Origin of the sequence: Streptomyces kunmingensis, assembly GCF_039533535.1 — a bacterium.
Taxonomy (GTDB): Bacteria; Actinomycetota; Actinomycetes; order Streptomycetales; family Streptomycetaceae; genus Streptomyces; species Streptomyces kunmingensis.
The window spans coordinates 453,123-478,998 of sequence record NZ_BAAATS010000030.1 but is presented as its reverse complement, the minus strand read 5'-3'; the positions used below and the strand labels follow the sequence as shown (position 1 = coordinate 478,998).

At 69.2% G+C, this 25,876-nt stretch carries 31 protein-coding genes, 1 tRNA gene and 1 riboswitch; of the genes, 20 read left to right on the top strand and 12 right to left on the bottom strand.

Annotation, left to right across the window (positions count from 1 at the left end; translation table 11 throughout):
* The first annotated feature begins 59 nt into the window (after positions 1 to 59).
* On the top strand, positions 60 to 389 hold the full coding sequence (locus ABD366_RS35530) for a hypothetical protein (RefSeq protein WP_324770069.1): 330 nt from the start codon (positions 60 to 62) through the stop codon (positions 387 to 389).
* A gap of 93 nt (positions 390 to 482) precedes the next feature.
* Here the strand turns inward: ABD366_RS35530 and ABD366_RS35525 are convergent, their stop codons facing one another.
* Positions 483 to 1,082 carry an isochorismatase family protein gene (locus ABD366_RS35525; protein ID WP_324770070.1) on the bottom strand — a complete coding sequence of 200 codons (600 nt, stop codon included), beginning with the start codon at positions 1,080 to 1,082 and terminating at the stop codon, positions 483 to 485.
* Between the two features lie 109 nt (positions 1,083 to 1,191).
* Complete coding sequence (locus tag ABD366_RS35520; RefSeq protein WP_324770071.1) at positions 1,192 to 2,520, bottom strand: nicotinate phosphoribosyltransferase; 1,329 nt, start codon at positions 2,518 to 2,520, stop codon at positions 1,192 to 1,194.
* A gap of 107 nt (positions 2,521 to 2,627) precedes the next feature.
* Here ABD366_RS35520 and clpS point away from each other — a divergent pair, with 107 nt between their 5' ends.
* From clpS to ABD366_RS35485, 7 genes are all read left to right on the top strand, one after another.
* The gene (clpS, locus tag ABD366_RS35515) at positions 2,628 to 2,945 is read left to right on the top strand and encodes an ATP-dependent Clp protease adapter ClpS (RefSeq protein ID WP_324770072.1); all 318 of its coding nucleotides are present in this window, start codon (positions 2,628 to 2,630) and stop codon (positions 2,943 to 2,945) included.
* A gap of 39 nt (positions 2,946 to 2,984) precedes the next feature.
* Positions 2,985 to 3,584, top strand: coding sequence for a DUF2017 domain-containing protein (locus ABD366_RS35510; RefSeq protein WP_324770073.1), 600 nt, complete (start codon positions 2,985 to 2,987; stop codon positions 3,582 to 3,584).
* A gap of 358 nt (positions 3,585 to 3,942) precedes the next feature.
* On the top strand, positions 3,943 to 5,379 hold the full coding sequence (locus tag ABD366_RS35505) for an amino acid permease (RefSeq protein ID WP_324770075.1): 1,437 nt from the start codon (positions 3,943 to 3,945) through the stop codon (positions 5,377 to 5,379).
* A gap of 87 nt (positions 5,380 to 5,466) precedes the next feature.
* The gene (locus tag ABD366_RS35500) at positions 5,467 to 5,883 is read left to right on the top strand and encodes a M67 family metallopeptidase (RefSeq protein WP_324770077.1); all 417 of its coding nucleotides are present in this window, start codon (positions 5,467 to 5,469) and stop codon (positions 5,881 to 5,883) included.
* A gap of 90 nt (positions 5,884 to 5,973) precedes the next feature.
* Positions 5,974 to 6,075, top strand: coding sequence for a putative leader peptide (locus ABD366_RS35495; RefSeq protein ID WP_018531834.1), 102 nt, complete (start codon positions 5,974 to 5,976; stop codon positions 6,073 to 6,075).
* An 89-nt stretch (positions 6,076 to 6,164) separates the two neighbouring features.
* On the top strand, positions 6,165 to 6,443 hold the full coding sequence (locus ABD366_RS35490; RefSeq protein WP_324770078.1) for a MoaD/ThiS family protein: 279 nt from the start codon (positions 6,165 to 6,167) through the stop codon (positions 6,441 to 6,443).
* Between the two features lie 17 nt (positions 6,444 to 6,460).
* Entirely contained in the window at positions 6,461 to 7,411 is a 951-nt protein-coding gene (locus ABD366_RS35485) for a PLP-dependent cysteine synthase family protein (RefSeq protein ID WP_324770079.1), read from the top strand.
* An 82-nt stretch (positions 7,412 to 7,493) separates the two neighbouring features.
* On the opposite strand, the gene ABD366_RS35480 is transcribed toward ABD366_RS35485, so the two are convergent.
* Entirely contained in the window at positions 7,494 to 7,928 is a 435-nt protein-coding gene (locus ABD366_RS35480; RefSeq protein ID WP_324770080.1) for a type II toxin-antitoxin system PemK/MazF family toxin, read from the bottom strand.
* Positions 7,929 to 8,125: 197 nt separating this feature from the next.
* On the opposite strand from ABD366_RS35480, the gene ABD366_RS35475 reads away from it, so the two are divergent.
* On the top strand, positions 8,126 to 8,878 hold the full coding sequence (locus ABD366_RS35475) for an MBL fold metallo-hydrolase (RefSeq protein ID WP_324770082.1): 753 nt from the start codon (positions 8,126 to 8,128) through the stop codon (positions 8,876 to 8,878).
* Positions 8,879 to 8,959: 81 nt separating this feature from the next.
* On the opposite strand, the gene ABD366_RS35470 is transcribed toward ABD366_RS35475, so the two are convergent.
* Both ABD366_RS35470 and ABD366_RS35465 read right to left on the bottom strand, forming a co-directional pair.
* Positions 8,960 to 10,228 carry a PTS transporter subunit EIIC gene (locus tag ABD366_RS35470; protein ID WP_324770083.1) on the bottom strand — a complete coding sequence of 423 codons (1,269 nt, stop codon included), beginning with the start codon at positions 10,226 to 10,228 and terminating at the stop codon, positions 8,960 to 8,962.
* Positions 10,229 to 10,502: 274 nt separating this feature from the next.
* Positions 10,503 to 11,786 (bottom strand): PTS transporter subunit EIIC, encoded by a 1,284-nt coding sequence (locus ABD366_RS35465; RefSeq protein ID WP_324770084.1) that lies wholly within the window; start codon positions 11,784 to 11,786, stop codon positions 10,503 to 10,505.
* Positions 11,787 to 11,987: 201 nt separating this feature from the next.
* Here ABD366_RS35465 and ABD366_RS35460 point away from each other — a divergent pair, with 201 nt between their 5' ends.
* From ABD366_RS35460 to rdgB, 4 genes are all read left to right on the top strand, one after another.
* The gene (locus ABD366_RS35460) at positions 11,988 to 12,221 is read left to right on the top strand and encodes a PTS sugar transporter subunit IIB (RefSeq protein WP_019056711.1); all 234 of its coding nucleotides are present in this window, start codon (positions 11,988 to 11,990) and stop codon (positions 12,219 to 12,221) included.
* A 328-nt stretch (positions 12,222 to 12,549) separates the two neighbouring features.
* Positions 12,550 to 13,284, top strand: a complete 735-nt coding sequence (gene rph / locus ABD366_RS35455) for a ribonuclease PH (RefSeq protein WP_324770085.1) — start codon at positions 12,550 to 12,552, stop codon at positions 13,282 to 13,284.
* A 151-nt stretch (positions 13,285 to 13,435) separates the two neighbouring features.
* The gene (locus tag ABD366_RS35450) at positions 13,436 to 13,828 is read left to right on the top strand and encodes a TrbJ/VirB5 family protein (RefSeq protein WP_324770087.1); all 393 of its coding nucleotides are present in this window, start codon (positions 13,436 to 13,438) and stop codon (positions 13,826 to 13,828) included.
* Between the two features lie 34 nt (positions 13,829 to 13,862).
* On the top strand, positions 13,863 to 14,468 hold the full coding sequence (gene rdgB / locus ABD366_RS35445) for an RdgB/HAM1 family non-canonical purine NTP pyrophosphatase (RefSeq protein ID WP_324770088.1): 606 nt from the start codon (positions 13,863 to 13,865) through the stop codon (positions 14,466 to 14,468).
* 51 nt (positions 14,469 to 14,519) lie between these two features.
* On the opposite strand, the gene ABD366_RS35440 is transcribed toward rdgB, so the two are convergent.
* The 6 genes from ABD366_RS35440 to bcp all read right to left on the bottom strand — a co-directional run bounded on the left by ABD366_RS35440 (position 14,520) and on the right by bcp (position 18,441).
* Positions 14,520 to 14,604, bottom strand: a tRNA-Leu gene (locus ABD366_RS35440).
* A gap of 46 nt (positions 14,605 to 14,650) precedes the next feature.
* Positions 14,651 to 14,881, bottom strand: coding sequence for an HNH endonuclease signature motif containing protein (locus tag ABD366_RS35435; RefSeq protein WP_324770153.1), 231 nt, complete (start codon positions 14,879 to 14,881; stop codon positions 14,651 to 14,653).
* A 15-nt stretch (positions 14,882 to 14,896) separates the two neighbouring features.
* Positions 14,897 to 15,505, bottom strand: a complete 609-nt coding sequence (locus tag ABD366_RS35430) for an HNH endonuclease (RefSeq protein ID WP_324770089.1) — start codon at positions 15,503 to 15,505, stop codon at positions 14,897 to 14,899.
* A complete protein-coding gene (locus ABD366_RS35425; protein ID WP_324770090.1) occupies positions 15,502 to 16,122 on the bottom strand; it encodes an HNH endonuclease in 621 nt (206 codons plus the stop codon). Before ABD366_RS35425 ends, ABD366_RS35430 begins: the two co-directional genes overlap by 4 nt.
* A gap of 149 nt (positions 16,123 to 16,271) precedes the next feature.
* A complete protein-coding gene (gene proP / locus ABD366_RS35420; protein ID WP_411293732.1) occupies positions 16,272 to 17,798 on the bottom strand; it encodes a glycine betaine/L-proline transporter ProP in 1,527 nt (508 codons plus the stop codon).
* 175 nt (positions 17,799 to 17,973) lie between these two features.
* Complete coding sequence (gene bcp / locus ABD366_RS35415; RefSeq protein ID WP_324770093.1) at positions 17,974 to 18,441, bottom strand: thioredoxin-dependent thiol peroxidase; 468 nt, start codon at positions 18,439 to 18,441, stop codon at positions 17,974 to 17,976.
* 157 nt (positions 18,442 to 18,598) lie between these two features.
* Here bcp and ABD366_RS35410 point away from each other — a divergent pair, with 157 nt between their 5' ends.
* From ABD366_RS35410 to sugE, 3 genes are all read left to right on the top strand, one after another.
* The gene (locus ABD366_RS35410; RefSeq protein ID WP_324770094.1) at positions 18,599 to 18,946 is read left to right on the top strand and encodes a DUF3618 domain-containing protein; all 348 of its coding nucleotides are present in this window, start codon (positions 18,599 to 18,601) and stop codon (positions 18,944 to 18,946) included.
* Positions 18,947 to 19,041: 95 nt separating this feature from the next.
* Positions 19,042 to 19,344: a GroES family chaperonin gene (locus ABD366_RS35405; protein ID WP_411293736.1), complete on the top strand. Its 303-nt coding sequence runs from the start codon at positions 19,042 to 19,044 to the stop codon at positions 19,342 to 19,344.
* 53 nt (positions 19,345 to 19,397) lie between these two features.
* Positions 19,398 to 19,468: riboswitch (guanidine-III (ykkC-III) riboswitch) on the top strand.
* Between the two features lie 32 nt (positions 19,469 to 19,500).
* A complete protein-coding gene (gene sugE, locus ABD366_RS35400) occupies positions 19,501 to 19,821 on the top strand; it encodes a quaternary ammonium compound efflux SMR transporter SugE (protein ID WP_324770096.1) in 321 nt (106 codons plus the stop codon).
* On the opposite strand, the gene ABD366_RS35395 is transcribed toward sugE, so the two are convergent.
* Entirely contained in the window at positions 19,766 to 22,180 is a 2,415-nt protein-coding gene (locus ABD366_RS35395) for a transglycosylase domain-containing protein (RefSeq protein WP_324770097.1), read from the bottom strand. The two genes, sugE and ABD366_RS35395, sit on opposite strands and share 56 nt — an antisense overlap.
* Before the next feature lie 151 nt (positions 22,181 to 22,331).
* On the opposite strand from ABD366_RS35395, the gene ABD366_RS35390 reads away from it, so the two are divergent.
* From ABD366_RS35390 to ABD366_RS35375, 4 genes are read left to right on the top strand one after another with little or no spacing between them, the layout of a single operon-like run.
* Positions 22,332 to 23,135 (top strand): ABC transporter permease, encoded by an 804-nt coding sequence (locus ABD366_RS35390; RefSeq protein WP_324770154.1) that lies wholly within the window; start codon positions 22,332 to 22,334, stop codon positions 23,133 to 23,135.
* 52 nt (positions 23,136 to 23,187) lie between these two features.
* Positions 23,188 to 23,952: an ABC transporter permease gene (locus ABD366_RS35385; protein ID WP_324770155.1), complete on the top strand. Its 765-nt coding sequence runs from the start codon at positions 23,188 to 23,190 to the stop codon at positions 23,950 to 23,952.
* Positions 23,953 to 23,977: 25 nt separating this feature from the next.
* Complete coding sequence (locus tag ABD366_RS35380; RefSeq protein WP_324770098.1) at positions 23,978 to 24,970, top strand: ABC transporter ATP-binding protein; 993 nt, start codon at positions 23,978 to 23,980, stop codon at positions 24,968 to 24,970.
* Between the two features lie 10 nt (positions 24,971 to 24,980).
* Positions 24,981 to 25,823: a DUF1707 SHOCT-like domain-containing protein gene (locus ABD366_RS35375; protein ID WP_324770100.1), complete on the top strand. Its 843-nt coding sequence runs from the start codon at positions 24,981 to 24,983 to the stop codon at positions 25,821 to 25,823.
* Positions 25,824 to 25,876 lie beyond the last annotated feature (53 nt).

Sequence of the window (25,876 nt, the reverse complement as noted above, 5' to 3'; positions counted from 1 at the left end):
GTTTGAGTGCGTCCTGTGAGTTCCTTATTGACACCATGTCTCAGAGGGGTGTGACCGTCGTGTCCGCAGGAGGGTTCTGCAAGCTGCCCGGCGGCAGTGTCGTGGTCGCGCTGACGCTGCCCGCGCCGGGCTCCGGCGAGCGCCCGGTCCGCGTCCTCGTGCACGCCGTGAACCGGGCCAGGGCCCTGACCCGCCTGCGCAATCTGGGCCTGCGCGCGGTCTACCTCCGCGGCAACGCCCACCCGCCGACCCCCGACGAGATCACAGCGGTCCTGCATCACCCCGACGGCCTCCTGTGGCGCGAGGCCCCGGACGCGTCGACGGGCGAGCTCTGGCACCCGATAAGAGCGCTGCTACGACCTGGCCGGATCAGCCCCTCCGGCGTCTGATCCAGCCCCTCCGGCATCCAATCCAGCCCCTCCGGCATCCAATCCAGCCCCTCCGGCGTTTGAGGAGCGGGGTCCGGGGCAGAGCCCCGCAACCTAGGCCACAACCGGCTTCCCGCTGAGCTCAACCCCCGCAGCCCGCATGGCCTCCACCGCAGCCTCAGTCGTAGCGACAGCGACCCCCGCGGTCAGATCGAGCAGCACCTGCGTACGAAACCCGGCCCGGACGGAGTCCACCGCGGTGGCCCGCACACAGTGATCCGTAGCGATCCCGACCACATCCACCTCGGAGATGTCCCGGGCCCGCAACCACTCCGCCAACGACACCCCGTTCTCGTCGGCCCCCTCGAACCCGCTGTAGGCGGCCGAGTACGCCCCCTTGTCGAAGACGGCGTCGACCGCCCCGGAGGCGACCACGGGCGCGAAGTTCGGGTGGAACCCCACGCCCTCCGTCCCGGCGACGCAGTGCACGGGCCAGCTGTGCTCGTAGTCGGGGGACTGGGGCGGCACGGCGAAGTGCTCCCCGGGCTCGATGTGGTGGTCGCGGGTGGCGACGATGTGCTGGTACCCGGTGCCGGCGGTCTGTCCGACGAGGTCGGTGACCGCGGCAGCGACATCGGCACCCCCTGCCACCGCGAGGCTGCCGCCCTCGCAGAAATCGTTCTGCACGTCTACGACGATCAGGGCGCGGCGCATGGCTGGGTCCTCACTGAATGGCCGGATTCGGCTCGAGACTACGAGCGTAGAAGCTTCAAGTGCTGAGCGGGAGAGGGCACCCGGGGGCGCCCGATCGCACAGAGCGGGGTCACACGTACTCGGTGGGGATGACCGCCTCGCCCCGGGACAGCTGGGTCGCCGACAGCGGCAGCGCGTCGCGCGCCGCGATGTGCCGCTCGCGCACCGCGTCCAGCGGTTCGCGGGACAGCACCTCGCCGCCCTTGACCAGCTGGACGAGGAGCTGCCGGTCGGCCAGCTCGTCCGGCACCGGGCCGACGCCCACGACCTCGGCCTCGGCGGCGCCGTCCCGGTCGAGCCGGCGCGCGGCCCACTTGCGCCCGCCGATGGACGTCTTGCCGCCCGCGGATTTCTTAGCGACGGGCACCAGCGGCGCCTTCGGGTCGGCGGAATCGGCGCGCGCGACGAGCTTGTAGACCATCGAGCAGGTCGGGTGCCCGGAGCCGGTCACCAGCTGCGTACCGACGCCGTACGCGTCCACGGGCGCGGCGGCCAGCGAGGCGATGGCGTACTCGTCGAGGTCGGAGGTGACCACGATCTTGGTGTCCTTCGCGCCGAGCTCGTCGAGCTCCTTGCGCACCCGGTGAGCGACGAGCAGCAGGTCGCCGGAGTCGATCCGGACCGCGCCGAGTTCCGGCCCCGCGATCTCGACGGCCGTGCGGACCGCTTCCTGCACGTCGTACGTGTCCACGAGCAGCGTCGTCCCCTCACCGAGGGAGTCGACCTGGGCGCGGAATGCGTCGCGCTCGGAGTCGTGCAGCAGCGTGAAGGCGTGGGCGCTGGTGCCGACGGTCGGGATGTCGTAGCGGAACCCGGCGGCCAGGTCCGACGTCGTGGCGAAGCCGCCCACGTACGCGGCGCGCGAGGCGGCGACGGCGGCCAGCTCGTGCGTGCGCCGCGCGCCCATCTCGATCAGCGGCCGGTCCCCGGCGGCGGACGCCATCCGGGAGGCGGCGGCGGCGATGGCCGAATCGTGGTTGAGGATGGAGAGGATCACGGTCTCCAGGAGCACGCACTCGGCGAACGAGCCCTCGACGCGCAGGACCGGCGAGCCGGCGAAGTACACCTCGCCCTCGGGGTAGCCCCAGATGTCCCCGGAGAACCGATACTGCGCCAGCCACTGGAGCGTCGGCTCGTCGACGACGTTCCGCGCGCGCAGGAAGTTGAGGACGTCCGCGTCGAAGCGGAAGTTCTCCACGGCGTCCAGGACGCGCCCGGTGCCCGCGACGACGCCGTAGCGGCGGCCCTCGGGCAGCCGGCGGGTGAAGACCTCGAAGACCGAGTGGCGGTCGGCCGCGCCCCCGTGCAGGGCGGCCTGCAGCATCGTCAGCTCGTAGTGATCGGTGAAGAGCGCTGTCGACGGAACGTCCACCGGCAGGCCAAGGTCCGCTGTGTTCATAGGCTGGATGCTACCCCCTATTAGCGTCAAGGTGACGATTTCTGGGGTCCGTTTGTGCGAACGGCGCGAGCGGCCCGTTTGTGCGGTTGACGCCCGGTGGTGGCAGCATGGGCCGTGTGACGGCTCCAGCACCCCTTGAGATCGAAAGCCCCGAGACGACGGAGGATCTCTCCGTGGTCCCCGAGCCGGACGTCCCCTGGATCACGCTCGTCCACAACGACCCGGTCAACCTGATGAGTTACGTGACGTACGTCTTCCAGAGCTACTTCGGGTACTCCAAGGAGAAGGCCACGAAGCTCATGATGGACGTCCATCACAAGGGCCGCGCGGTGGTCTCCTCCGGCAGTCGCGAGGAGATGGAGCGGGACGTCCAGGCCATGCACGGATACGGCCTGTGGGCCACGCTGCAACAGGATCGGAAGTAGAGAAGTGCTGACGAAGTACGTGAGGGGTACGGCGTTCTGATGCCCGGGCACTTCGAGCCGATCCCCGGCGGCGGCGCGGCCGTCGCCCTCGACGACGTCGAGATCTCCATCATCCGCTCGCTCGCCGTGCAGCTCCTGGAGCTGATCGGGCCCGGCCCCGGCGGCGAGATCTCGGACGACCCGCTCGCCGAACTCTTCGCCGAGGGCCCCAGCGAACCGCCCACCGACGCCGTGCTGCGCCGGCTGCTCCCGGACGCGTACGGCGGCCCGGCGGCCGACAGCGGCGCGGACGCCGACGAGCTGCGCGCGTACTCCTCCGAGTTCCGCCGCTTCACCGAGAACGACCTGCGGGCCGGCAAGCGCGAGGACGCCCTCGCCGTGGTCCGCTCGCTGGACTCCCTCAGCCCGGGCGGGGGCGGCGGCGCGGTCCTCAAGCTCGCCCCGGACGAGTCGGTCCGGTGGATGCGGGCCCTCAACGACCTGCGTCTGGCCATCGGCACCCGCCTCGACATCACCGACGAGGAGGACACCGACCTCCTCTACCGGCTCCCGGACGAGGACCCGCGCAAACCGATGGTGATGGCGTACCTGTGGCTGGGCGGGCTGCAGGAGACCCTCGTCGAAACCCTTATGCCCTGACATGTGCGGATGAAGTGGACGGCCTGCCGGGTGGGCGCAGGAAAGCGCGTTCGCTCAGCGGGTCCTCAAATCCGCATAACGATCGCGTCACCGGCGCGACCCTCATTGCGGTTGCGAACAACTTTTGTCCACCTTTTCCAGTGGCACGCGTCACACGTGCCGGGCCCGAGCATCGTGAACGCCGTGATAAATCTTCACGACCACCTGACGGACGCCACCCCTGTCCGCCGGGGGCGCCCTTGTCGGCCGACCGCCGGCAGGCACAGCTCCATCCATCCAGGGGCCCAGCCCCCAAGGATCGTCACAGTCGATCCGAGCCACCAACGGCACGGATCGGCATGGAGAAAGGCGCAGCATCATGACCTCAGTGCAGGTCGACAAGCACAACGCCGGCAATGAGGCCGTGAGCGACCCGGCCGAGGGCGGCGAGGGCTACAAGCGGGGCCTCGGCTCCCGCCAGATCCAGATGATCGCCATCGGCGGCGCCATCGGGACCGGCCTCTTCCTCGGCGCGGGCAAGGGCATCTCCAAGGCGGGCCCCAGCCTGATCCTCGCCTACGCCATCGCGGGCCTCGTCATCTTCTTCATCATGCGGGCGCTCGGCGAGCTCCTCATGTACCGGCCCGTCTCCGGCTCCTTCTCGGAGTACGCGCGCGAGTTCATCGGCCCCTTCGCGGGCTTCGTGACCGGCTGGACCTACTGGCTCTTCTGGGTCATCACCGGCATGACCGAGGTGACCGCGGCCGCCACCTACATGACGTACTGGTGGGACATCCCCCAATGGGTGTCGGCCCTCGTCTTCACCGTCATCCTCTACGGCGCCAACCTGATCTCCGTGAAGCTCTTCGGTGAGCTGGAGTTCTGGTTCTCCATGGTCAAGGTCACCGCCATCATCGGCATGATCCTGATCTGCGCCGGCATCCTCACCCTCGGCTTCTCCGACGCCGGAGACACCGCCTCCGTGACCCACCTGTGGGACCAGGGCGGCTTCTTCCCGCACGGCATCGGCAACACCCTCATGACCCTCCAGATGGTCATGTTCGCCTTCCTCGCCGTCGAGCTGGTCGGCGTCACCGCCGGCGAGTCCAAGGACCCGAAGAAGGTCCTGCCCAAGGCCATCAACACCGTGCCGTGGCGCATCGCCGTCTTCTACGTCGGCGCCCTCATCATGATCCTCTCGGTCGTGCCGTGGACCAACTTCCAGCCCGGCGTCAGCCCCTTCGTCGCCGCCTTCGAGAAGATGGGCCTCGCCGCGGGCGCCGGCATCGTCAACTTCGTCGTCCTCACCGCCGCCCTGTCGTCCTGCAACTCGGGCATGTACTCCACCGGCCGCATGCTGCGCGACCTCGCCCTCAACGGCCAGGGCCCGTCCTTCTTCACCAAGCTGACGAAGAACGGCCTCCCGCTCATCGGCACGACGGTCTCCGCCGCGATGATGCTCGTCGGCGTCTGGATCAACTACCAGTGGCCCGGTGAGGCGTTCAACTACGTCGTTTCCTTCGCCACCATCTCCGGCATGTGGGCCTGGATCGTCATCCTGATCTGCCAGATCCGCTACCGCCTGAAGTCCGACCGCGGCCTGCTCCCCAAGTCCGAGTTCCGCGCCCCGGGCGGCATCTGGGCCAGCGGCTTCTCCCTCGCGTTCATCGCCATGGTGATCGTGCTCATGGGCATCGACAAGGACGCCCGGGTGTCCCTGTACGCGGCCCCGGTGTGGGGCGCCGTCCTCGGTGTCTCGTACTTCTTCCTGCGCAAGCGCAACCCGCAGAGCGCCGCGTTCGCCAAGCGTTCGTAACCGTCGCCCACCAGGCACCGTCTCACCAGCCGGGCCGCCTCGTACCGCACTCCGGTACGGGGCGGCCCGCCTGCTTATCCTGGCCGCATGCTGACGATTTCCCAGGCCCTGTACGACCAGATCGTGGCCCACGCCCGCGCCGACCACCCCGACGAGGCGTGCGGCGTCGTCGCCGGCCCGGCGGGCGAGGGCCGCCCCGAGCGCTTCATCCCCATGCTGAACGCCGCCCGCTCGCCCACGTTCTACGAGTTCGACTCCGGCGACCTGCTCAAGCTCTACCGCGACCTGGACGACCGCGACGAGGAGCCGGTGATCATCTACCACTCCCACACGGCCACCGAGGCCTACCCGTCCCGCACCGACATCACCTACGCCAACGAACCGGGCGCCCACTACGTCCTGGTCTCCACCGCCGACACCGACGACGCGGGCCCCTTCCAGTTCCGCTCCTACCGCATCGTCGAGGGCCAGGTGACCGAGGAGGACGTCGAGGTCACGGCCTGATCCCGCCGTGGTCTCGCCCACCGGACGGATTTCGACCGCATGCTGAGATCACACTCGGGGATCCCGACCGGGAATCGTTACGATGAGCCCATGGTTTCCCACGACGTGAGCGAAAAGACGCCGGGCACGCTGCTCGTGGCGCGGCTGCACGTCGACCTGTGCCGCCTCGCCAGCGCCATCTGTCCGCGCTGAACCGCACTCCTGCGTACGGCCGACCGCCGGTACAGGGCGCCGCCGTGCGCCCACCCACACGACTTCCGACTCCTGACAGGAGCACCAGCATGGCCATCGAGGTCCGCATCCCGACCATCCTCCGCACCTACACCGACGGCGCCAAGGCCGTCGAGGGCAGCGGGGACAACCTCGCCGAGCTGTTCACCGACCTGGACACCCGGCACACGGGCATCGCCGCCCGCATCGTGGACGGGGGCCAGCTGCGCCGCTTCGTGAACGTGTACCTGAACGACGAGGACGTCCGCTTCCTCGACGGCATCGACACCAAGCTCACCGACGGCGACAACGTCACGATCCTGCCGGCCGTCGCCGGCGGCATGCGCTGAGCCGGACGTAGCGACGTATGCGTTACGACAGTCCGCTGGCCGCGGTGGGCAACACCCCTCTGGTGCGCCTGCCGCGGCTCTCGCCCTCCGACGATGTCCGGATCTGGGCGAAGCTGGAAGACCGCAACCCGACCGGCTCGGTCAAGGACCGCCCCGCGCTCCACATGATCGAGCAGGCCGAGAAGGACGGCCGGCTCACCCCCGGCTGCACCATTCTCGAACCCACCTCGGGCAACACCGGCATCTCGCTGGCGATGGCCGCCCGCCTCAAGGGCTACCGCATCGTCTGCGTCATGCCGGAGAACACCTCGCAGGAGCGGCGCGACCTGCTCGCGATGTGGGGCGCGGAGATCATCCCCTCGCCCGCCGCGGGCGGCTCCAACACGGCCGTGCGCATCGCCAAGGAACTGGCCGAGCAGCACCCGGACTGGGTGATGCTCTACCAGTACGGCAACCCGGACAACGCGGGCGCGCACTACGCCACGACCGGCCCGGAGATCCTGGCGGACCTCCCCTCGGTCACCCACTTCGTGGCGGGCCTCGGCACCACCGGCACCCTCATGGGCGTCGGCCGCTTCCTGCGCGAGCAGAAGCCCGACATCAAGATCGTCGCGGCCGAGCCGCGCTACGACGACCTCGTGTACGGGCTGCGCAACCTCGACGAGGGCTTCGTCCCCGAGCTGTACGACGCCTCCGTCCTCACCACCCGCTTCTCCGTCGGCTCGGCCGACGCGGTGACCCGCACCCGTGAACTCCTCCAGCAGGAGGGCATCTTCGCGGGCGTCTCCACGGGCGCCGCACTGCACGCCGCGATCGGCGTCGGCAAGAAGGCGCTCAAGGCCGGGGAGCCGGCCGACATCGTCTTCGTCGTCGCCGACGGCGGCTGGAAGTACCTGTCGACGGGCGTCTACACGGCCGCGACAACAGAAGAGGCGATCGAGGTCCTGCACGGCCAGTTGTGGGCCTGACCAGCAGCGGGATCAGCCCCTCCGGCGATTGAGGAGCGGGGTCCGGGGCAGAGCCCCGCGGCCTCGCCCCTACGGGGCAGCGCTACCCCAGGTGCCGCACCTGATCCCACAGCGCCGGATCGACCACACCCGCCCGCCGCCGAAAGTCCCGTACCGGCACCTCCCGCAGCTCGTCCGTCTCCAGGAAGCTGGCCCGCCCCCGCGCATCGCCGACCGTGCCGGGCGGCAACGCGATCACCCCGGGTCGCTCCTCGTGATGCCGACTGGTGATCTTCGCGACCAGGGCCGTCCGCCCGCGCAGTGACAGGACCAGGCAGGGCCGGTCCTTCCCGCCGGGCCCGTCCTCGTAGGGCACGAGCGCCCACCAGATCTCGCCCGGCCGAGGCCCCCCGGGCACCCCCGAGGACGTGGAGCGCAGCCGGAGCCGCCGCGAACCCCGCCCCCACCCATCCACGAGCGTCGCGATCAGCGCGAGCAGCACGACGGCCGCGAGCGCGAGCCACCAGGACGTGTCCATGCCTGAGACGGTACCGGTGAGGCGCGCGGGCCGCCGCACCGGGCGAGCACCCCCGAACCGGTGACAGCGCAGGTGAGTTCGCCCACAACGGCCCGCGACGGAGGAGCGACCGGCCCTTTTGCGCCTTACGCTCGACGGACCCCTCAGTCCCGCTCCCCACCCGCTTCCCGACCGCCAGCGCGGAGGTTCCGGCTCTTATGAAGCTCACCGTCGTCGGCTGCTCGGGGTCGTTCCCGTCCGCGGATTCGGCCTGTTCGAGCTACCTCGTCGAGGCCGACGGCTTCCGGCTGCTTCTCGACATGGGCAATGGCGCCCTCGGCGAGCTGCAGCGCCACTGCGGTCTCTACGACCTCGACGCGATCTTCCTCAGTCATCTGCACGCGGATCACTGCATCGACATGTGCGCGTACTTCGTCGTCCGCTACTACCGCCACGACGGCGGCCGTTGCGAGCCCATCCCGGTCTACGGACCCGAGGGCACCGAACAGCGGCTGACCACCGCGCACGCCGACACCCCCTCGGCCTCCGCCTTCAGCGAGGTCTTCGACTTCCACACCGTGAAGCCGGGCTCGTACGACATCGGGCCCTTCTCCGTCCGCATGGAGAAGGTCTGCCACCCCGTCGAGTCGTACGCGATCCGCATCGAGCACGGCGGCCGCACCCTGACGTACTCCGGTGACACCGGGCCGTGCGCCGCGCTGGACGAACTGGCCGCGGACAGCGATCTGTTCCTGTGCGAGGCGGCGTTCACGCACGGCAAGGAGAACATCCCGGCGCTGCACCTGAACGGGCGCGAGGCGGGTGACGCGGCGCAGCGCGCCGGCGCCCGCAAGCTGGTCCTCACGCACATCCCGCCGTGGACGGATCCGCAGGTGAACCTGGCGGACGCGCGGGACGTGTACGACGGCCCGGTCGAGCTGGCCGTGGCCGGAGCGACGTACGAACTCTGAGCCTGCCGGTGTGACACGGCGAAGGCCCCGGCGACCGGTGTGGTCGTCGGGGCCTTCGCCGTACGTGCGAACGCTACGGGGCTACTTGCCCTCGGCCTTCAGCAGTTCGGCCAGCTCCTCGTCGGACTCGCGGCCCGGCGTCGGCAGGTTGAACTTGGTGATCGCGAACCGGAAGATCACGTAGTAGAGGACGGCGAAGCAGAGGCCGACCAGGACCAGCATCCACGGCTTGGACGCGATGCCCAGGTTGAGGAAGAAGTCGACCGCGCCGGCCGAGAAGCCGAAACCGTCCTTCATGCCGAGGGCCCAGGTCAGGGCCATCGAGACACCGGTGAGGACCGCGTGGATCGCGTACAGGACCGGCGCGATGAACATGAACGTGAACTCGATCGGCTCGGTCACGCCCGTGACGAACGCGGTGGCCGCGAGGGAGAACATCATGCCGCCGACGACCTTGCGGCGCTCGGGGCGGGCGCAGTGCACGATCGCGAGGCAGGCCGCGGGCAGCGCGAACATCATGATCGGGAAGAAGCCGGTCATGAACTGTCCGGCGGTCGGGTCACCGGCCAGGAAGCGGTTGATGTCGCCGCTCTTGCCCTCGTACGAGCCCGCCTGGAACCACGGGAAGGAGTTGAGTAGGTGGTGCATGCCGACCGGGATCAGCGCACGGTTGGCGACACCGAAGATGCCCGCGCCCACGGCGCCCGAACCGACCAGCCACTCACCGAAGTTGTGCAGGCCCGTGCCGAGGATCGGCCAGATGTAGCCGAAGACGATGCCGAGGATCAGGCCCGCGAAGGCGGAGAGGATCGGCACGAGACGGCGGCCGCCGAAGAAGCCCGCCCAGGCGGGCAGCTTGGTCCGGTAGAACTTCTGGTACAGCAGGGCGACGACTATGCCCATCACGACACCGCCGAGGACCTTGGCGTCCACCGGGGCATCGACCATGACGACCTTGCCGTCGACGGCCGTGGCCACCTTCGGCAGGTTCTTGTCGGTGAACGTGGCCAGCACGTTCTTGAAGACCAGGTAGCCGGTCACGGCCGCGAGGGCGGTGGAGCCGTCCGACTTCTTGGCGAAGCCGATCGCGATGCCCACGGCGAACAGCAGCGCCATGTTGTCGAGGATCGCGTTGCCGCCGGCCGCCATGAAGCTCGCGATCTTCGTCACGAACGCGGGGAACGAGTCGCGGCCGAGCATGTCGTCATTGCCGAGGCGGACGAGCAGCGCGCCTGCGGGCAGCACGGCGACCGGCAGCATGAGGCTGCGGCCGATGCGCTGCATGACAGCCATCGCGCCGGCGCCCTTCTTCTTCTTGTCGGCCGCGGGCGCGGCACTAGCCGTGGACACAACTTCCTCCAGTAGGCAGGCGCCGCCTGGAGATAAGGGGGGGACGGCGGCGTCTCGGAAACGCGGCTCAGACGCACGCGTGGTCTACACCACCCAGTGGTGTAGACCTGTTGTAGCACGGTGAAGGCGAGATAAGGAACCCGCGGAATCTGTGGTGTGGAACATATGCGTCCGCTTCGGCTCATACGTGCCGAAGGGCCCCCGGACCTGTGGTCCAGGGGCCCTTCGGGCCGACGCACCTTCGAATACGAGGGGCGCGGCGGAGTGCTTGGGCCTACTTGGTGACGTCCTCGATCTCGTCCTCGGGCTCGCGCCCCGGCGTCTTCAGATCGAACTTCGTGATCGCGAACCGGAAGACCGCGTAATAGACGACGGCGAAACACAGCCCGATCGGAATGATCATCCAGGGCTTCGTCGCCAGGCTCCAGTTGATCAGGTAGTCGATGAGCCCGGCCGAGAAACTGAACCCGTCCTTGACGCCCAGCCCCCACGTCACCGCCATCGAGACACCGGTCAGCACCGCGTGGACCGCGTACAGCGCCGGCGCGATGAAGACGAAGGAGTACTCGATCGGCTCGGTGATCCCCGTGACGAACGACGTCAGCGCCAGCGACAGCATCATGCCGCCGACCGCCTTGCGCCGCTCCGGCCGCGCGCAGTGGTACATCGCGAGGCACGCCGCGGGCAGGGCGAACATCATGATCGGGAAGAAGCCGGTCTGGTAGATACCGGCGCTCGGGTCCCCGCTCAGGAACATGTTGATGTCACCGTGCACGGTCGTACCGTCCGGCTTGGTGTACGAGCCGAACTGGAACCACAGCGGCACGTTCAGGAACTGGTGCAGCCCGATCACCAGCAGCGCCCGGTTGGCGACACCGAAGATGCCCGACCCGATGGCACCCAGATCCTGCAGCCAGTTGGAGAAGTGCTCCAGGCCGTCACCGATCGGCGGCCAGATCCACAGGCACACCACCGCGAAGACGATGCCGACGAACGCCATGATGATCGGGACGAGCCGGCGGCCGTTGAAGAAGCCGAGCCAGGACACCAGCTTCGTCCGGTGGTAGCGGACCCAGAAGAACGACGCCAGGAAGCCCATGATGATGCCGCCGAAGACACCCGGGTTCTGGAACTCGAAGGCGGAGACCGTGTTGTCCGCCGCCTGACAGCCCACCACCACGGCCTTGGCCCCGTCGGCACAGTCCATGGGGAACGCGTGCAGCACACCCCGGTAGACGAGGAACCCGGCCACCGCCGCGAGCGCCGTCGACCCGTCGGCCTTCTTCGCCATACCGATCGCGACACCGATACAGAACAGCAGCGGCAGACCGAGGTCGGCGTCGAGCAACGCGCCGCCCGCGCCCGCGAAGACCTTCGCCACGTTCGTCCAGCCGAGACCGTCGTCGCCGAAGACGTCGGGCTGGCCGAGACGGTTGACGATGCCCGCCGCGGGAAGCACGGCGATGGGCAGCTGAAGGCTGCGCCCCATCTTCTGAAGCCCCTGGAAGAAGTTCCCCCAGGGGCTCTGCCGAGGTGTCGCGGCAGCGTTCGCGCTCATGGGCGTCCTCCGGAACAAGCCTCGTTTGGCGGTCGTTGGAAACTGGTGTAGACCAGTCGCGGGACGGTTCGGTCCACGTGCCGGTCATTGCTCGTCATCTTTCGTCACGGGTGGTGTCACCGCTCGCGAAGATGGGCCAACCGTGGGTTACCGTGACAAAGCGGCCCACACGGCGGGCCAGGGAACAACAGGGAGAACGAAATGGCCACCAAGGCTGAGAAGATCGTTGCCGGGCTCGGCGGCATCGACAACATCGAAGAGGTCGAGGGCTGCATCACCCGCCTGCGCACCGAGGTCAAGGACCCGGCGCTGGTCGACGAGGCCGCCCTGAAGGCCGCCGGCGCCCACGGCGTCGTGAAGATGGGCACCGCCATCCAGGTCGTCATCGGCACCGACGCGGACCCCATCGCCGCCGACATCGAAGACTTGATGTGAGCCGACGCCTCTGAGAAGGCCGCCGCCCTGGCAACCGGGGCAGGCGGCCTTCTGCGTTCTCTGGGCTGTCGGCCTTCCCGGCCTCCGCTCTTCCCGGCCTCCGGCCTTCCCAGCCTCCGGTCTTCTCGGCCCCCGCTCTTCCCGGCCTCCGGTCTTCTCGGGCTCCGGTCTTCTCGGGCTCCGGTCTTCTCGGCCCCCGCTCTTCCCGGCCTCCGGTCTTCTCGGGCCATCCCGTCGCCAGGCTCGCCAGCTCCGGGTTCTACGCGCCGCAGGCGCTACGCCCCGCACGGGTACATCGCCCTCGCGCGCTCCGGATAGGCTCGGACCCATGTCTCGCATCGACGGCCGCACGCCCGAACAGCTCCGCCCGATCACCATCGAACGCGGCTGGAGCAAGCACGCCGAAGGCTCCGTACTCGTCTCCTTCGGCGACACCAAAGTCTTCTGCACCGCCTCCTTCACCGAGGGCGTCCCCCGCTGGCGCAAGGGCAGCGGCGAGGGCTGGGTCACCGCCGAGTACTCGATGCTGCCCCGCTCCACCAACACCCGCGGCGACCGCGAAGCCGTCCGCGGCAAGATCGGCGGCCGCACCCACGAGATCAGCCGCCTCATCGGCCGCTCGCTGCGCGCCGTCATCGACTACAAGGCGCTCGGCGAGAACACCATCGTCCTCGACTGCGACGTCCTCCAGGCCGACGGCGGCACCCGCACCGCCGCCATCACCGGCGCGTACGTGGCCCTCGCCGACGCCATCGCCTGGGCCCAGGGCAAGAAGCTGATCAAAGCCGGCCGCAAGCCCCTCACCGGCACGGTCAGCGCCGTCTCCGTCGGCATCGTCGGCGGCGTACCGCTCCTCGACCTCTGCTACGAGGAGGACGTGCGGGCCGACACCGACATGAACGTCGTCTGCACCGGCGACAGCCGCTTCGTCGAGATCCAGGGCACCGCCGAGGCCGAGCCGTTCGACCGCGCCGAGCTCAACTCCATCCTGGACCTCGCCGTTTCGGGCTGCGACGAGCTGGCCGCCGCGCAGCGCAAGGCACTTGAGGACGCGCTCTCCTAAAAGGGTGCGCTCTTAAAAGCGGGAGCCGGGTAAAGAACTCCCCAAGTGCGGTGGCAACCACCAGGCCACCGCCTGCGTCACTACGGATGGGTGGACGGCACGCGCAAGCAACCGCCGCCCGCCCGTCCGTACTTCAGGGGAGGACCGTTCCATGGCCGCGCGCCGCCACCGCCGTATCGCCGTACTCGCGGCAGCCGTCGCACTGACCGCCGTCCCGGCCGTCGTCGGCTGCTCCGCCGTCGACAAGGCCCTCGACTGCGTCCAGACCGCCGACGCCATCGCCGACAGCGTCACCGACCTCCAGCAGGCCGTCGAGAACGCGGCGAACGATCCGGGCCAGGCGGACGAGGCCCTCGCCTCCATCGACAAGAACCTCGACAAGATCGGCGACAAGACCGACAACGCCGACGTGTCCAAGGCGGTCGGCGACCTCAACACGGCCGTGGACAACGTCCGTACGGCCATCAAGAACGGCGACGAGACCCCCGACGTCACCCCCGTCACCGACGCGGCGGGCGAACTGACCAAGGTCTGCACGCCGTAACGGGGGCTCCGGCGAGGGCGTGAATACTGGAGGCATGACCCGCCTCATCCTCGCCACCCGTAACAACGGCAAGATCGTCGAACTCCGCTCCATCCTCGCCGACGCAGGTCTGCCCCACGACCTCGTCGGCGCGGACGCCTACCCCGACATCCCCGACGTCCGGGAGACCGGCGTCACCTTCGCCGAGAACGCCCTCCTCAAGGCCCACGCCCTCGCCAAGGCCACCGGCCTGCCCGCCGTCGCCGACGACTCCGGCCTCTGCGTCGACGTCCTCGGCGGCGCGCCCGGCATCTTCTCCGCGCGCTGGGCCGGCCGCCACGGCGACGACAAGGCGAACCTGGACCTTCTCCTGGCCCAGCTCGGCGACATCGACGAGGACCGCCACCGCACGGCCCACTTCGCGTGCGCCGCGGCGCTGGCGCTGCCCGACGGCACGGAGCGCGTGGTCGAGGGCCAGCTCCGCGGCGTCCTGCGGCACGCGCCCGCGGGCACGGGCGGCTTCGGCTACGACCCGATCCTCCAGGTCGAGGGCGACACCCGCACATGCGCCGAGCTGTCATCGGCCGAGAAGAACGCGATCTCCCACCGGGGGAAGGCGTTCCGGGCGCTGGTGCCGGTGGTGCGGGAGCTGGTGGGCTGAGGTGCGGCCACGTACGACGAAGGGCGCTCCCGGTGGGAGCGCCCTTCCAAGTGCGGCTGGAGGGACTCGAACCCTCACGGGATTTCTCCCACGGGCACCTAAAGCCCGGGCGTCTGCCAAATTCCGCCACAACCGCAACAAAGCGGACATTCGCCCTTCTTGGTCGGGCCCGCATCGTCAGTCTACGGGGCGCCGTCCCGCAGGGGAGCGTGCGTACTGCCACGGCACCAAGTTCTGGTCAGTGCATGGCAGTTTGGGCACAGATAGCGCAGGTTCTCAGGCCGGTTGTCCAAACGGTCGGCGTTGATGTGGTCGACCTCCAGCACCAGCCGCTTCCCTTCCCAGAGGTCGCCCACTCCGCACCTGGCGCATACGTGCGGGACTCCGACCTCGTCGAGGGCGCGCCGGAGCAGGGCGGTGCGGGTTGGCTAGGAGCCTGCCGGGAGGCGTACGAGGACGTCCTGAGCGGTCTTGCGTTTCGGCGATGGGACCCCCACGCAGTGGCCCTGGCCGGTGAAGTGCTCGGTCGACAGGCCGTACTCGTCGATACTGCGCCGCGCCTTGGCGCGGGCCGCCTCGTTGAACGGCGGCAGGCCCAGGCGTCGCATCAGATCCGCCAGGCCGTGTGACGCGGCCACGGCCCGCGTGAACTCCACCTCTGGAAAGAACCCGCGATCGGCGGGCGCTCGTGGCGGAACGAAGTGGGTGGTGTCGATGGCGAACCGCTTCAGGCGCCGCTTCACGTGCTCGTACGGACCGTCCTCCGGAGGGATGCCCATGTGCAGGAACATGTCGCGAATGCTGGTGGAGCAGGCCGCCGCTTCGGTCAGGACCTCCTTGGAGTACGACCGCTTGGGACGTTCGGGCAGCGGCTCGTCCTGGAAGTGAGATGTATCGATGCCGCAATGGGCGAGTCGGTTCCGGAGGTAGCGACGGGGTTTGCTGCCCATGGGGGCACCGATCCGGCGCATGAGGTCGACCAGGCTGGTGGAGGTGGCCGCGGTCTCGGCGAGGAGCGTGCGCGGGTATTTGTTCACGCCTTCCTCCGCTTCCGGCCGCGGTAGGTGTCTGTCGTGGCATGGCAGTTCGGGCACAGCAGGCGCAGGTTCTCCCGCCGGTTGTCCCACCACTCGCCATTGACGTGATCAACTTCCAGCGGGATCGGCTCCCCTTGCCAGTTCGAGCGCTTGCATGCGGCGCACTGCTCTGGCGTACGCAGCCGTAGGAGTTCCTGGCGGAGGCGTGATCCGGGTACGCGCCCATCGGCCGGGGAGCGAAGGGACAGCGGGTTTCCGAGGGTGCCCTTGGGGCGTCGTTCCGGCTGTGCGAAGTGCGAGATGTCGATTCCGAGCACTGCAATCCGGCGGCTGATGTGTGCCTGGTTGCCGCCCACGTTATGGATGCCCAGGTGGCGTACGACGTCGTTGATGCTGCGTGATTCCGCGACGGCGGCGATCAGCCGTTCTCTGGTGTGCCGTACGCGCGGCTCCGCGAAGTGAGACGTGTCGATGCACGCCTCGTCCATCTTTCGGCGCAGATAGCGCCGACTCCCCACCGTCGGCTCACCCCCACACCACCGAACCGCCTCATCCCACGTCCGCGCGTTCCGAGCCGCCTCCTCCAGCAACTCCCGCGTGTACCTCTGCTCCGCCATCGGACCCCCTGATCGACCGCCAGTTCCGTTCTCGTACGGGCTAACGAACCGAAAATCGGACCGTCACGCATGAAATGCGGAACGGTCCGATCCGGGAAGCGGAGGGGAGGGGAGGGAGATGCAGGAAAGGAGTGAGAGGAGAAGGGGGGTCAGAACCTCGGGGCCGGGGCCTGGGACTCCACCATTTCTGCTGCTTCTTCCTGCGTCTCCACCGAGGGAGGGGAGCCGGCCAGGGGCTTCTGGGCCGTTTCCTTCATGCAGGCGACCGCGATGACGCCGACGAGGGCCGCCGCCATGGCGTAGTACGCGGGCATCATGTCGGTGCCCGTCCACGAGATGAGGGCCGTGACGACCAGCGGGGTCGTGCCGCCGAAGATCGACGCGGAGAGGTTGTAGCCGACCGAGAGGGACCCGTAGCGGACCTGGGTCGGGAAGAGCGCGGGGAGCGCCGCCGACATGGTGCCGAGCAGGCAGACCAGGGACAGGCCCAGCATCAGCATGCCGAGCGAGACCGCCCACAGGGCGCCGTTCTTCACCAGGAGGAACGAGGGGATCGAGGTGACGAAGAAGCCGAGCATGCCCGCCATCAGCAGCGGCTTGCGGCCGAAGTGGTCGGAGAGCTTGCCGACCTGGCTGATGATGCACATCAGGACGATCATCGTCGCGATGAGGATGAGGAGGCCGTGCGCCTCGGAGTAGCCCATCTCGTCCGACAGGTAGGTCGGCATGTAGGAGAGAAGCATGTAGTCGGTGATGTTGTACGCGCCGACCAGGCAGATGCAGAGGACCAGCGTCGGCCAGTAGTCGCGGAAGATCTTGGCGAGGTCTCCCTTGGCCGTCGTCTCGACCGTGGAGGCCGCCTCCGTCGCCTTGTGGGCCGACTCGTCCGCCAGCTTCTGGAAGGCCGGGGTCTCGTCCAGCTTCAGTCGCAGGTAGAGGCCGACGAGGCCGATCGGGCCGGCGACGAGGAACGGGACGCGCCAGCCCCAGGACTCCATGCCGTCGCTGCCGAGGACGGAGGTCAGGATCGTGACGAGGCCCGCCGCGCCGACGTATCCGGCGAGCGTGCCGAACTCCAGGAAGCTGCCGAAGTAGCCGCGCCGCTTGTCGGGCGCGTACTCGGCGATGAAGGTCGACGCGCCGCCGTACTCGCCGCCCGTGGAGAAGCCCTGGACGAGGCGGAAGAGGATCAGCAGGACCGGCGCCCAGAAGCCGATCGTGGCGTAGGAGGGGATGAGACCGATGGCGAACGTGCCTACCGCCATCAGGATCATGGTCATCGCCAGGACCTTCTTGCGGCCGATCTTGTCACCCATCGGGCCGAAGACCATGCCGCCGATCGGCCGGACGAGGAAGGACACGGCGAAGGTCGCGAACGACGAGATCAGCTGGACCGTGTCGTTCCCGGACGGGAAGAAGACGTGGCCGATCGTCACCGCGAGGTAGGAGTAGATGCCGAAGTCGAACCACTCCATGGCGTTGCCGAGCGAGGCCGCCTTGACCGCCCTCTTCACCGCCGCGTCATCGGTGACGGTGATGTCGGTGCGGCGCAGGGGCGGGTTCTTGCGCCGTCTGACGGCGCGGAACAGCGCCCGGTGACGCTTGACCGCCTCCGGGTCGGGCGACTGGAGCCCTTCCTCGGTGTCGGTGGACATGGCGATCCCTTCTCTGGACATACATCGCTTCCAAGGGGATCACTTGCTCGATGATGGCGCTCGCAAACGAAAGTCCCCGGGAGAGGGGACTTTCGTCACAGTGAAGCGGGGTACCCGGGCGGGCTGGAGTGGGTACCCGGGCGGGCTGTCCGGATGCCCGCGCGGATCGGATCGGCCGGCCGGGTCGGATACCGCGTCAGATACCGAGGTCCTTGATGATCTTCGCGACGTGGCCCGTCGCCTTCACGTTGTAGAAGGCGTGCTCGACCTCGCCGTCCGCGTCGACGACCACCGTGGAGCGGATGACCCCGGTGACGACCTTCCCGTACAGCTTCTTCTCGCCGAAGGCCCCGTACGCCTCCAGGACCTTCTTCTCCGGGTCGCCGACCAGCGTGACCTTGAGGTTCTCCTGCTCGCGGAACTTGGCGAGCTTCGCCGGCTTGTCGGGGGAGACGCCGATGACGTCGTAGCCGGCGGCCGCGAGCAGGTCGAGGTTGTCGGTGAAGTCGCAGGCCTGCTTGGTGCAACCGGGGGTAAGGGCGGCGGGGTAGAAGTAGACGATCGTCTTGCGGCCCTTGTGGTCGGCGAGGGAGACCTCGTTGCCGTCGGCGTCGGGCAGGGTGAAGGCGGGGGCGGTGTCGCCGGGCTGCAGTCGCTCGCTCATGTCGCTCGTGTTCTCCTCGCGGGTGGGTGGTTCCACGTGACTCCGGACGAGCGTAATAGGGGTGCCGTGGGGTGGTGACGGCCCTGAGCTGACAGACTGTCCCTCAGCCGTAACGCAGGACAGCGAGCGGATACGAAGCGACCACGGAGGCAGCGCGGTGTCGGACACGTCCAGCACGTCGGATTCGCCGGATACGCGGACGTCGGCGCAGATCGAGGCGGACATCAAGCGCCGCCGGGAGACCTTGGCCGAGACGCTCGACGAGATCGGGGTGCGTGTGCACCCGAAGACGATCGTCGGCGACGCGAAGGCCAAGCTCGCGTCGAACGTCGATCACACCCTCGGACGGGCGTACGTCGGTGCCAACCGGCTCGTCTCCGATGTGAAGGGGCAGTTCGTGGACGAGGACGGCGCGCCGCGCCTCGGACGGATCGTGCCGGCCGCGCTCGTCGTGGTCGGTGTCGTCGGGCTGCTCACGGTGGCCTCCAGGCGGCGCAAGAGCTGACCCGGGGGCGCCCGGACGGCGGCGGGGCAGGTAGGTTCGTCGCCGTGAGCCAGAAGAACCGTCACGACGATCATGACGACAAGTTGCCCATCCGCATGCTGCACGACCGCGTGCTCGTCCGGCAGGACACCGCGGAGGGCGAGCGGCGCAGCGGCGGCGGCATCCTGATCCCCGCGACGGCGGCGGTCGGCAAACGCCTGGCCTGGGCCGAGGTGGTCGCGGTCGGGCAGAACGTGCGGGCGGTGGAGCCCGGTGACCGGGTTCTGTACGACCCGGAGGACCGGGCGGAGGTCGAGGTGCGCGGTGTCGCGTACGTGCTGATGCGCGAGCGGGATCTGCACGCGGTGGCCGCCGACCGTTTCGAGGGCTCGGAGGATTCGACGGGTCTGTACCTGTAGCGCCCCGGACACTCCGTAGCGAGGGCTGGTGACCGTTGTCACCAGCCCTTTTGCGTGTCCTTTGCTACCTTGGAGGGACCCCGACGAGACGCGCCGTACCGGGACCTGGAAAAGACGACGCACCCCTGTTGAGAACCACTGACGGAGGTGCCAGTCATGGCCTGGATCCTGATCGTGATCGCCGGACTTCTCGAGGTCGCCTGGTCGATCGGCATGAAATACACCGAAGGCTTCACCCGGCTGTGGCCGAGCGTCTTCACCGGCGCGGGGATCGTCGCCAGCATGGTGCTGCTGTCCTACGCGGCCAAGTCCCTGCCCATCGGTACGGCGTACGGCGTATGGGTGGGGATCGGGGCCGCGGGCGCGGCGATCGTCGGGATGCTGGTTCTCGGTGAGCCGGCGACCGCCGCGCGGATCTTCTTCATCGCTCTGCTGCTTGTGGCCATCGTCGGCCTGAAGGCGACGTCAGGCCATTGAACGGGTCGATGGCGCCCTCGTCGCCGGTGACGCCGCCGGTGTCGGTGCCGCCGTTGTCCGTCCCGCCGTCGACGGTGCCGCCGTCCGTCGCGCCGCCGTCGGTGGTCGTTCCGCCGTCGCTCTGACCCTGGGTCGGGCTCTGCGTGTCTCCTTCCGTCGTGCCCTGGTCCTGGCCCTCGTCGGTGCCGCTGCCGGTCGTGCCGGTTCCGGTGCTGGTGCTGGGGCTGTCGGTGCCGGGTTCGTCGGGTGAGGTGGGCGCGGAGCCGGTGGCCGAGGGCCGGGTCGTCGAGGGGACCGGCGCCTGCTCGCTGACATCCCCTTCGAGGTCGAAGTCGGTGACCTCGGTACCGGCGAGGGCCGTCCTGGTGAACTGGGCCCAGATCTGGGCCGGGAACCCGCCGCCGTTCACCCGTGGCAGGCCCGCTGCGCCGTACAGCGAGGTGTGGGCGCCGGTTTCCGGGTCCTGGCCCATGACGGAGACGACGGTCGCCAGGTCCGGGGTGTAGCCCGCGAACCAGGCGGCCTGGTCCTCCTCCGCGGTGCCGGTCTTGCCGGCGGCGGGGCGGCCCGCGGCCTGGGCGGCGGTGCCGGTGCCGCCGTCGACGACGGAGCGCAGGACGGAGGTGGTGGTGTCGGCGGACTCGCGGCTGACGGCCTGCCGGACCCGCTGCTCGGGCAGGTCGAGTTCGGTGCCGTCCTTGCTGATGGAGGCGATGAGCGTGTACGTGCCGTGCCGGCCGTGGTTGGCGAGCGTGGCGTACGCCTCGGTCATGTCCAGGACGCTGGCGGTGGCCGGTCCGAGCGCGATCGAGGGGTAGGCGTTGAGGTCGGGGGTGTTCTCCGGCAGGCCCAGATCGATCGCGGTCCGCTTCACCTCGGCGGGTCCCACGTCGACGGCCATCTGGGCGTACACCGCGTTCACGGACTTGTCGGTGGCGGTGCCCACGGTGATGGGGCCGTACGAGACGTCGTCCTCGTTCGCCGGGGCGTAGTAGCCGCCGTTCCAGCCTTGTACGGGCCGCTTGTTCGTGCCGTCGTAGACGGTGTCCGGGGTGATGGCGCGGCCGTCCTGTGTCGTCGAGCCGTTCTCCACGGCGGAGGTGAACACGAACGGCTTGAAGGTGGAGCCGACCTGGTAGTCGCGGCGCGTGGCGTTGTTGACGTACTGCTTCGTGTAGTCGATGCCGCCGTACATGGCGAGGACCTTGCCGGTGGCCGGGTCGATGGCGGCGCCGCCCGCGCGGACGTTGCGGTCGGCCTTGCGGGTCTTCTTGTCGATGTGCGCCATCAGCTGGTCGTCGACGGCGTCCACGAACGCGTCCTGCTTCTTCTTCTGCAGGGTCGTGGTGATGCGGTAGCCGCCGGTGGCGAGGGTGTCCTCGTCGAGGATGCCGCCGCTGGTGATGGCGTCCTTCACGGCCTGGACGAGGTAGCCGCGCTGGCCGGACAGGCCCGCGGCCCCCTTGGCCTCGTCGGGGACGGGGAACTTCATCGTGGCCCGGTCGGCGGCGCTCAGCCACTTCTCCTTGACCATGCCGTCCATGACGTAGTTCCAGCGGGCCACGGCGCGTGCCTTGTTCTCCGGGTGTGCGACGACGTCGTACGCGCTCGGGGCGTTCAACAGGGCTGCGAGGTAGGCGCTCTGAGCGGCTGTCAGCTTCTCGACGTCGACGCCGTAGTACGCCTGGGCGGCGGCCTGGATCCCGTACGCGTTGCGGCCGAAGTAGCTCGTGTTGAGGTATCCCTCCAGGATGTCGTCCTTGGACTCCTCCCGGTCGAGCTTGATGGAGATGAAGAACTCCTTCACCTTCCGGGTGACCGTCTGCTCCTGGGCCAGGTAGTAGTTCTTCACGTACTGCTGGGTGATCGTCGAACCGGACTGCTTGCCCTTGCCGATGACCGTGTTCCAGGCCGCGCGCAGCATCGCCTTCGGGTCGATGGCGGACTCGCTGTAGAAGTCGCGGTCCTCGGCGGCGAGCACCGCGTGCTGCGTGATCTTGGGGACCTGGGCCAGTTGCACGTTCTCCCGGTTGACCTCGCCGTCGCGGGCGATCTGGGTGCCGCCGGCGTACAGGAACACGTTCGACTGGGCGGTCGCCGCCTGGTTTGCGGGCGGGATGTGCACCAGGAAGTAGCCGAGGGCGAACAGGCCGATGCAGAGCAGGACGAAACCGATCAACGTGCCGAGCAGCATCCGCCAGGTCGGGATCAGACGCCGCCATCCCTTGCGCTTGGGACGCTTGGCCTTGGCCTTGGTCTTGCCCTTGGCCTTGGTCCCCTTCGTGTCGGGTGCGGGCTCGGTCTCCGGCCCCGGTGCGGGGCCGGGTTGCGCAGGCTGGGGCGGCTCGTCGCTGCTCATGTCCTGGGGAACTCCTGATTCGCGTCGTACGTCACGAACGCCTCGTATGACACATAAGCCTCCTACATCACCCCGAAAATGCCTCGCAGGCGGAGCCCGCACTGACTAGGCTCCTGCGCTCGGGCCGATCGAGGGGGCGTACGTGCGAGTAATACGGCTCTACGCGGCTGTCGCCGCCGGAGCCTTCCGGCGTTATGCCACCTACCGCGGGGCCACCTTCGCGGGCGTCTTCACCAACACCGTCTTCGGCCTGATCATCGCCTGCACCTACATCGCGCTCTGGGACGAGCGGCCCCACCTGGGCGGATACGACCAGGCGCAGGCCCTCACCTTCGTCTGGGTCGGCCAGGCGATGTTCTCCGTGATGATGCTCGGCGTGCCCTCCGGCTTCGAGGCCGAGCTCGCGGCGCGGATCCGAACAGGCGACATCGCCGTCGACCTGTACCGCCCCGCCGACCTCCAGTGCTGGTGGCTCGCGCAGGACCTGGGCCGAGCCGTCTTCCAGCTCCTCGGACGCGGCGTCATCCCCATGGCTCTCGGTGCTCTCCTCTTCCAACTGGCGCTGCCCACCGACCTGTTGACCTGGATCGCTTTCCTCGTCGCGGTGTTCCTCGGGATGCTCGTCAGCTTCGCGCTGCGCTACCTCGTCGCGATGTCCGCGTTCTGGCTCATGGACGTGAGCGGCGTCGCCCAGATGTACGGCATCACCGCCACGTTCTTCTGCGGCATGCTGCTGCCGCTGAACGTCTTCCCGGGCGCCATCGGCGACATCGCCCGCCTCCTGCCCTGGTCGGCGCTGCTCCAGGTACCCGCGGACGTACTGATGGGCACCCACGGCGGCCGCGGAGTGCTCGGCAGCTACCTCTTCCAGGCCACCTGGGCAGCCGGACTGCTCGCCGTCGGCCGCCTCCTGCAAGCCACAGCGACACGAAGGGTGGTGGTGCAGGGTGGCTGACCACCTCGCACACATCGCCGGGGGAGCGCGCGCCTTCCGGCTGATCAGCGCCATGTGGATCCGCTCCACCCTCGCCTACCGCGCCTCCTTCGTCATGACGGCGTTCGGCAACTTCGCCCTCACCGGCCTCGAATTCGTCGGCATCCTGCTGATGTTCTCCCAGGTCGACCGGCTCGGCGGCTACACCCTCCCCGAGATCGCCTTCCTCTACGGGACCGCGGGCGCCGCCTTCGGACTCGCGGACCTCTTCGCCGGTTCACTGGGCCGGCTCGGCGACCGGGTACGGGACGGCACCCTCGACGCGTTCCTGGTCCGGCCCGCACCGGTACTCGCGCAGGTCGGCGCCGACCGGTTCGCGCTGCGCCGCCTCGGCCGGGTCACCCAGGGCCTGGCCGTCATGGTGTGGTCGCTGCTCGCCCTGGACATCACCTGGACCCCGCTGAAGGCGCTCCTCGTGCCGGTGCTCCTGGTCAGCGGCGCCGGGATCTTCTCGGCCGTGTTCATGGCGGGCGCGTCCTTCCAGATCGTGGCGCAGGACGCGGCCGAGGTGCAGAACGCGGCGACGTTCGGCGGCAACGCCATGCTCGCGTACCCGCCGACCGTCTTCGGCGACAACCTGCTGCGCGGCGTCACCTTCGTCCTGCCGCTGGCCTTCGTGAACTGGCTGCCGGCGCTCTACATCCTCGGCCGCCCCTACCCGCTCGACCTGCCGCAGTGGGTCGCTTTCACGCCGCCCCTCGTGGCAGCGGCGTGCCTGGGTGCGGCGGGCCTCGCGTGGCGGGGGGCGCTGCGCGCGTACCGCAGTACGGGAAGCTGAACTCCGAACTCGTGAAGGGATCCTGGTGGTTGAGGGCGAGACGTTCATCGAGGTGGACGGTGTCGAGAAGGTCTTCGACGTGCGGCGCAAGGTGGGCTTCATGCGGCGCGAGCGGCGTACGGTACGGGCCGTCGACTCGCTGAGTTTTACCGTTCCGCGCGGCGAGATGGTCGGGTACATCGGGCCGAACGGAGCGGGCAAGTCGACGACGATCAAGATGCTGACCGGCATCCTGACGCCGAGCGCGGGCCGCCTGAGGGTGGCGGGCATCGACCCCTCCCGCGAACGTACGCGGCTCGCGCACCGGATCGGGGTGGTGTTCGGGCAGCGGACGACCCTGTGGTGGGACCTGCCGCTGATCGACTCGTACCGGCTGATGCGGCGCATGTACCGGATCCCCGACCGGCGCTACGAGGAGAACCTCGCCCGCTGCGTCGAACTCCTCGAACTGGGCGAGCTGTTGGACGTTCCCGTACGCCAGCTGTCGCTCGGGCAGCGGATGCGCGGCGACATCGCGGCGGCGCTGCTGCACGACCCGGAGGTGCTGTACCTGGACGAGCCGACGATCGGCCTCGACGTCGTCTCGAAGGTCAAGGTACGGGGCTTCCTGCGGGACCTGAACGCGGAGAAGGGCACGACGGTCCTGCTGACGACGCACGACCTGACCGACATCGAGCAGTTGTGCCGCCGCGTCATGGTCATCGACCACGGGCGGCTGATGTACGACGGCGAACTGGACGGGCTGCACCAGGTCGGCGGCGGCGCCGTCGAACGCACCCTCGTCGTCGACCTGGAACGTGAACTGCCGCCGCTGGAAATCGAGTTCGCGCGGGTCGTGAAGGTGGAGGGGGCGCGGCAGTGGCTGGCGTTCCCGGCGGACCGGTCGGCGGCGCCGCTCGTCGCCGCGATCGCGCAGCGCTGCCCGCTGGTGGACCTCTCCGTCCGGGAGCCGGACATCGAGGCCGTGATCGCGCGGATGTACGTTCGGGACGCTTCCGTCCCGGGCCCGCGCCCGTAGGCTGAGTTGTATGACGGATGAATCGCTGCCCGAGCGCTCCGATGTGCCTGCCACACCCGATCTGCGGGCCTCCGACGCCGACCGCGAGCAGGTCGCGGAGCGGTTGCGGGACGCGCTCGCCGAGGGCCGGCTCGACATGGAGGAGTTCGGGGAGCGGCTCGAGGCCACGTACAAGGCGCGTACGTACCGCGAGCTGGCGCCGCTGACCCGGGATCTGCCCGGCGCCGGGGTGAGCGCTCCGGTGAACCTGGTGAAGGAGCCGCTGCCGGACGGGGCCGTCGACTGGCAGGCGCGGATCGGGGGCCGGGAGGCCACCTCGACGTGGGGTGTCGGCATCCTCTCCGGGTTCCAGCGCAAGGGGCGGTGGACGGCGCCGCGGCGCTTCAACTGCTTCGCGTTCTGGGGCGGCGGCGAGATCGATCTGCGCGACGCGAACTTCGAGGACCGGGAGGTCGTCGTCAACTGCGTCGCGATCATGGGCGGGATGAACGTGGTGGTGCCGCCCGGCGTCGAGGTCGTCGTGCGCGGCATCGGCATCATGGGCGGCTTCGACCAGAGCGAGGAGGGCGTGCCCGGGGACCCGGGGGCGCCGCGGGTCGTGGTGACCGGGTTCGCGTTCTGGGGCGGGGTCGGCGTGGAGCGCAAGGTCACCCGGGCGGAGCGGCAGCGGCTCAGGGAGGAGCGCCGCCGCGACAAGCTGGAGCGCAGGGCCGAGCGGCGCGGCGAACTGGAGGGCCGGCACGACCGGCACCACCAGCTGCACGCGGACCGCCTCGAGCGCCACCGGGAGCGCGTGGAGGACCACCTGGACCGTATGGAACAGAGGCGGGAGCGCCGCCGGGACCGTGACTGACGGGGTCCTGGCGGGCGCGGCGGGAAGGCTGTAGCGGGCCGGGGGCCGAAGGC

What these genes read in the sequence shown, in the direction of transcription:
- sugE (WP_324770096.1), top strand. Translation starts at nt 19,501, where the DNA reads ATGGCCTGGATCCTGATCGTGATCGCCGGACTTCTCGAGGTCGCCTGG.
- ABD366_RS35490 (WP_324770078.1), top strand. Translation starts at nt 6,165, where the DNA reads ATGGCCATCGAGGTCCGCATCCCGACCATCCTCCGCACCTACACCGAC.
- ABD366_RS35475 (WP_324770082.1), top strand. Translation starts at nt 8,126, where the DNA reads ATGAAGCTCACCGTCGTCGGCTGCTCGGGGTCGTTCCCGTCCGCGGAT.
- ABD366_RS35495 (WP_018531834.1), top strand. Translation starts at nt 5,974, where the DNA reads ATGGTTTCCCACGACGTGAGCGAAAAGACGCCGGGCACGCTGCTCGTG.
- ABD366_RS35375 (WP_324770100.1), top strand. Translation starts at nt 24,981, where the DNA reads ATGACGGATGAATCGCTGCCCGAGCGCTCCGATGTGCCTGCCACACCC.
- rph (WP_324770085.1), top strand. Translation starts at nt 12,550, where the DNA reads ATGTCTCGCATCGACGGCCGCACGCCCGAACAGCTCCGCCCGATCACC.
- bcp (WP_324770093.1), bottom strand. Translation starts at nt 18,441, where the DNA reads ATGAGCGAGCGACTGCAGCCCGGCGACACCGCCCCCGCCTTCACCCTG.
- ABD366_RS35460 (WP_019056711.1), top strand. Translation starts at nt 11,988, where the DNA reads ATGGCCACCAAGGCTGAGAAGATCGTTGCCGGGCTCGGCGGCATCGAC.
- ABD366_RS35500 (WP_324770077.1), top strand. Translation starts at nt 5,467, where the DNA reads ATGCTGACGATTTCCCAGGCCCTGTACGACCAGATCGTGGCCCACGCC.
- ABD366_RS35405 (WP_411293736.1), top strand. Translation starts at nt 19,042, where the DNA reads ATGCTGCACGACCGCGTGCTCGTCCGGCAGGACACCGCGGAGGGCGAG.
- ABD366_RS35505 (WP_324770075.1), top strand. Translation starts at nt 3,943, where the DNA reads ATGACCTCAGTGCAGGTCGACAAGCACAACGCCGGCAATGAGGCCGTG.
- ABD366_RS35510 (WP_324770073.1), top strand. Translation starts at nt 2,985, where the DNA reads ATGCCCGGGCACTTCGAGCCGATCCCCGGCGGCGGCGCGGCCGTCGCC.
- ABD366_RS35385 (WP_324770155.1), top strand. Translation starts at nt 23,188, where the DNA reads ATGTGGATCCGCTCCACCCTCGCCTACCGCGCCTCCTTCGTCATGACG.
- clpS (WP_324770072.1), top strand. Translation starts at nt 2,628, where the DNA reads ATGGGCCGTGTGACGGCTCCAGCACCCCTTGAGATCGAAAGCCCCGAG.
- ABD366_RS35425 (WP_324770090.1), bottom strand. Translation starts at nt 16,122, where the DNA reads ATGGCGGAGCAGAGGTACACGCGGGAGTTGCTGGAGGAGGCGGCTCGG.
- ABD366_RS35450 (WP_324770087.1), top strand. Translation starts at nt 13,436, where the DNA reads ATGGCCGCGCGCCGCCACCGCCGTATCGCCGTACTCGCGGCAGCCGTC.
- ABD366_RS35525 (WP_324770070.1), bottom strand. Translation starts at nt 1,082, where the DNA reads ATGCGCCGCGCCCTGATCGTCGTAGACGTGCAGAACGATTTCTGCGAG.
- ABD366_RS35480 (WP_324770080.1), bottom strand. Translation starts at nt 7,928, where the DNA reads ATGGACACGTCCTGGTGGCTCGCGCTCGCGGCCGTCGTGCTGCTCGCG.
- ABD366_RS35395 (WP_324770097.1), bottom strand. Translation starts at nt 22,180, where the DNA reads ATGAGCAGCGACGAGCCGCCCCAGCCTGCGCAACCCGGCCCCGCACCG.
- ABD366_RS35520 (WP_324770071.1), bottom strand. Translation starts at nt 2,520, where the DNA reads ATGAACACAGCGGACCTTGGCCTGCCGGTGGACGTTCCGTCGACAGCG.
- proP (WP_411293732.1), bottom strand. Translation starts at nt 17,798, where the DNA reads ATGTCCAGAGAAGGGATCGCCATGTCCACCGACACCGAGGAAGGGCTC.
- ABD366_RS35485 (WP_324770079.1), top strand. Translation starts at nt 6,461, where the DNA reads ATGCGTTACGACAGTCCGCTGGCCGCGGTGGGCAACACCCCTCTGGTG.
- ABD366_RS35465 (WP_324770084.1), bottom strand. Translation starts at nt 11,786, where the DNA reads ATGAGCGCGAACGCTGCCGCGACACCTCGGCAGAGCCCCTGGGGGAAC.
- rdgB (WP_324770088.1), top strand. Translation starts at nt 13,863, where the DNA reads ATGACCCGCCTCATCCTCGCCACCCGTAACAACGGCAAGATCGTCGAA.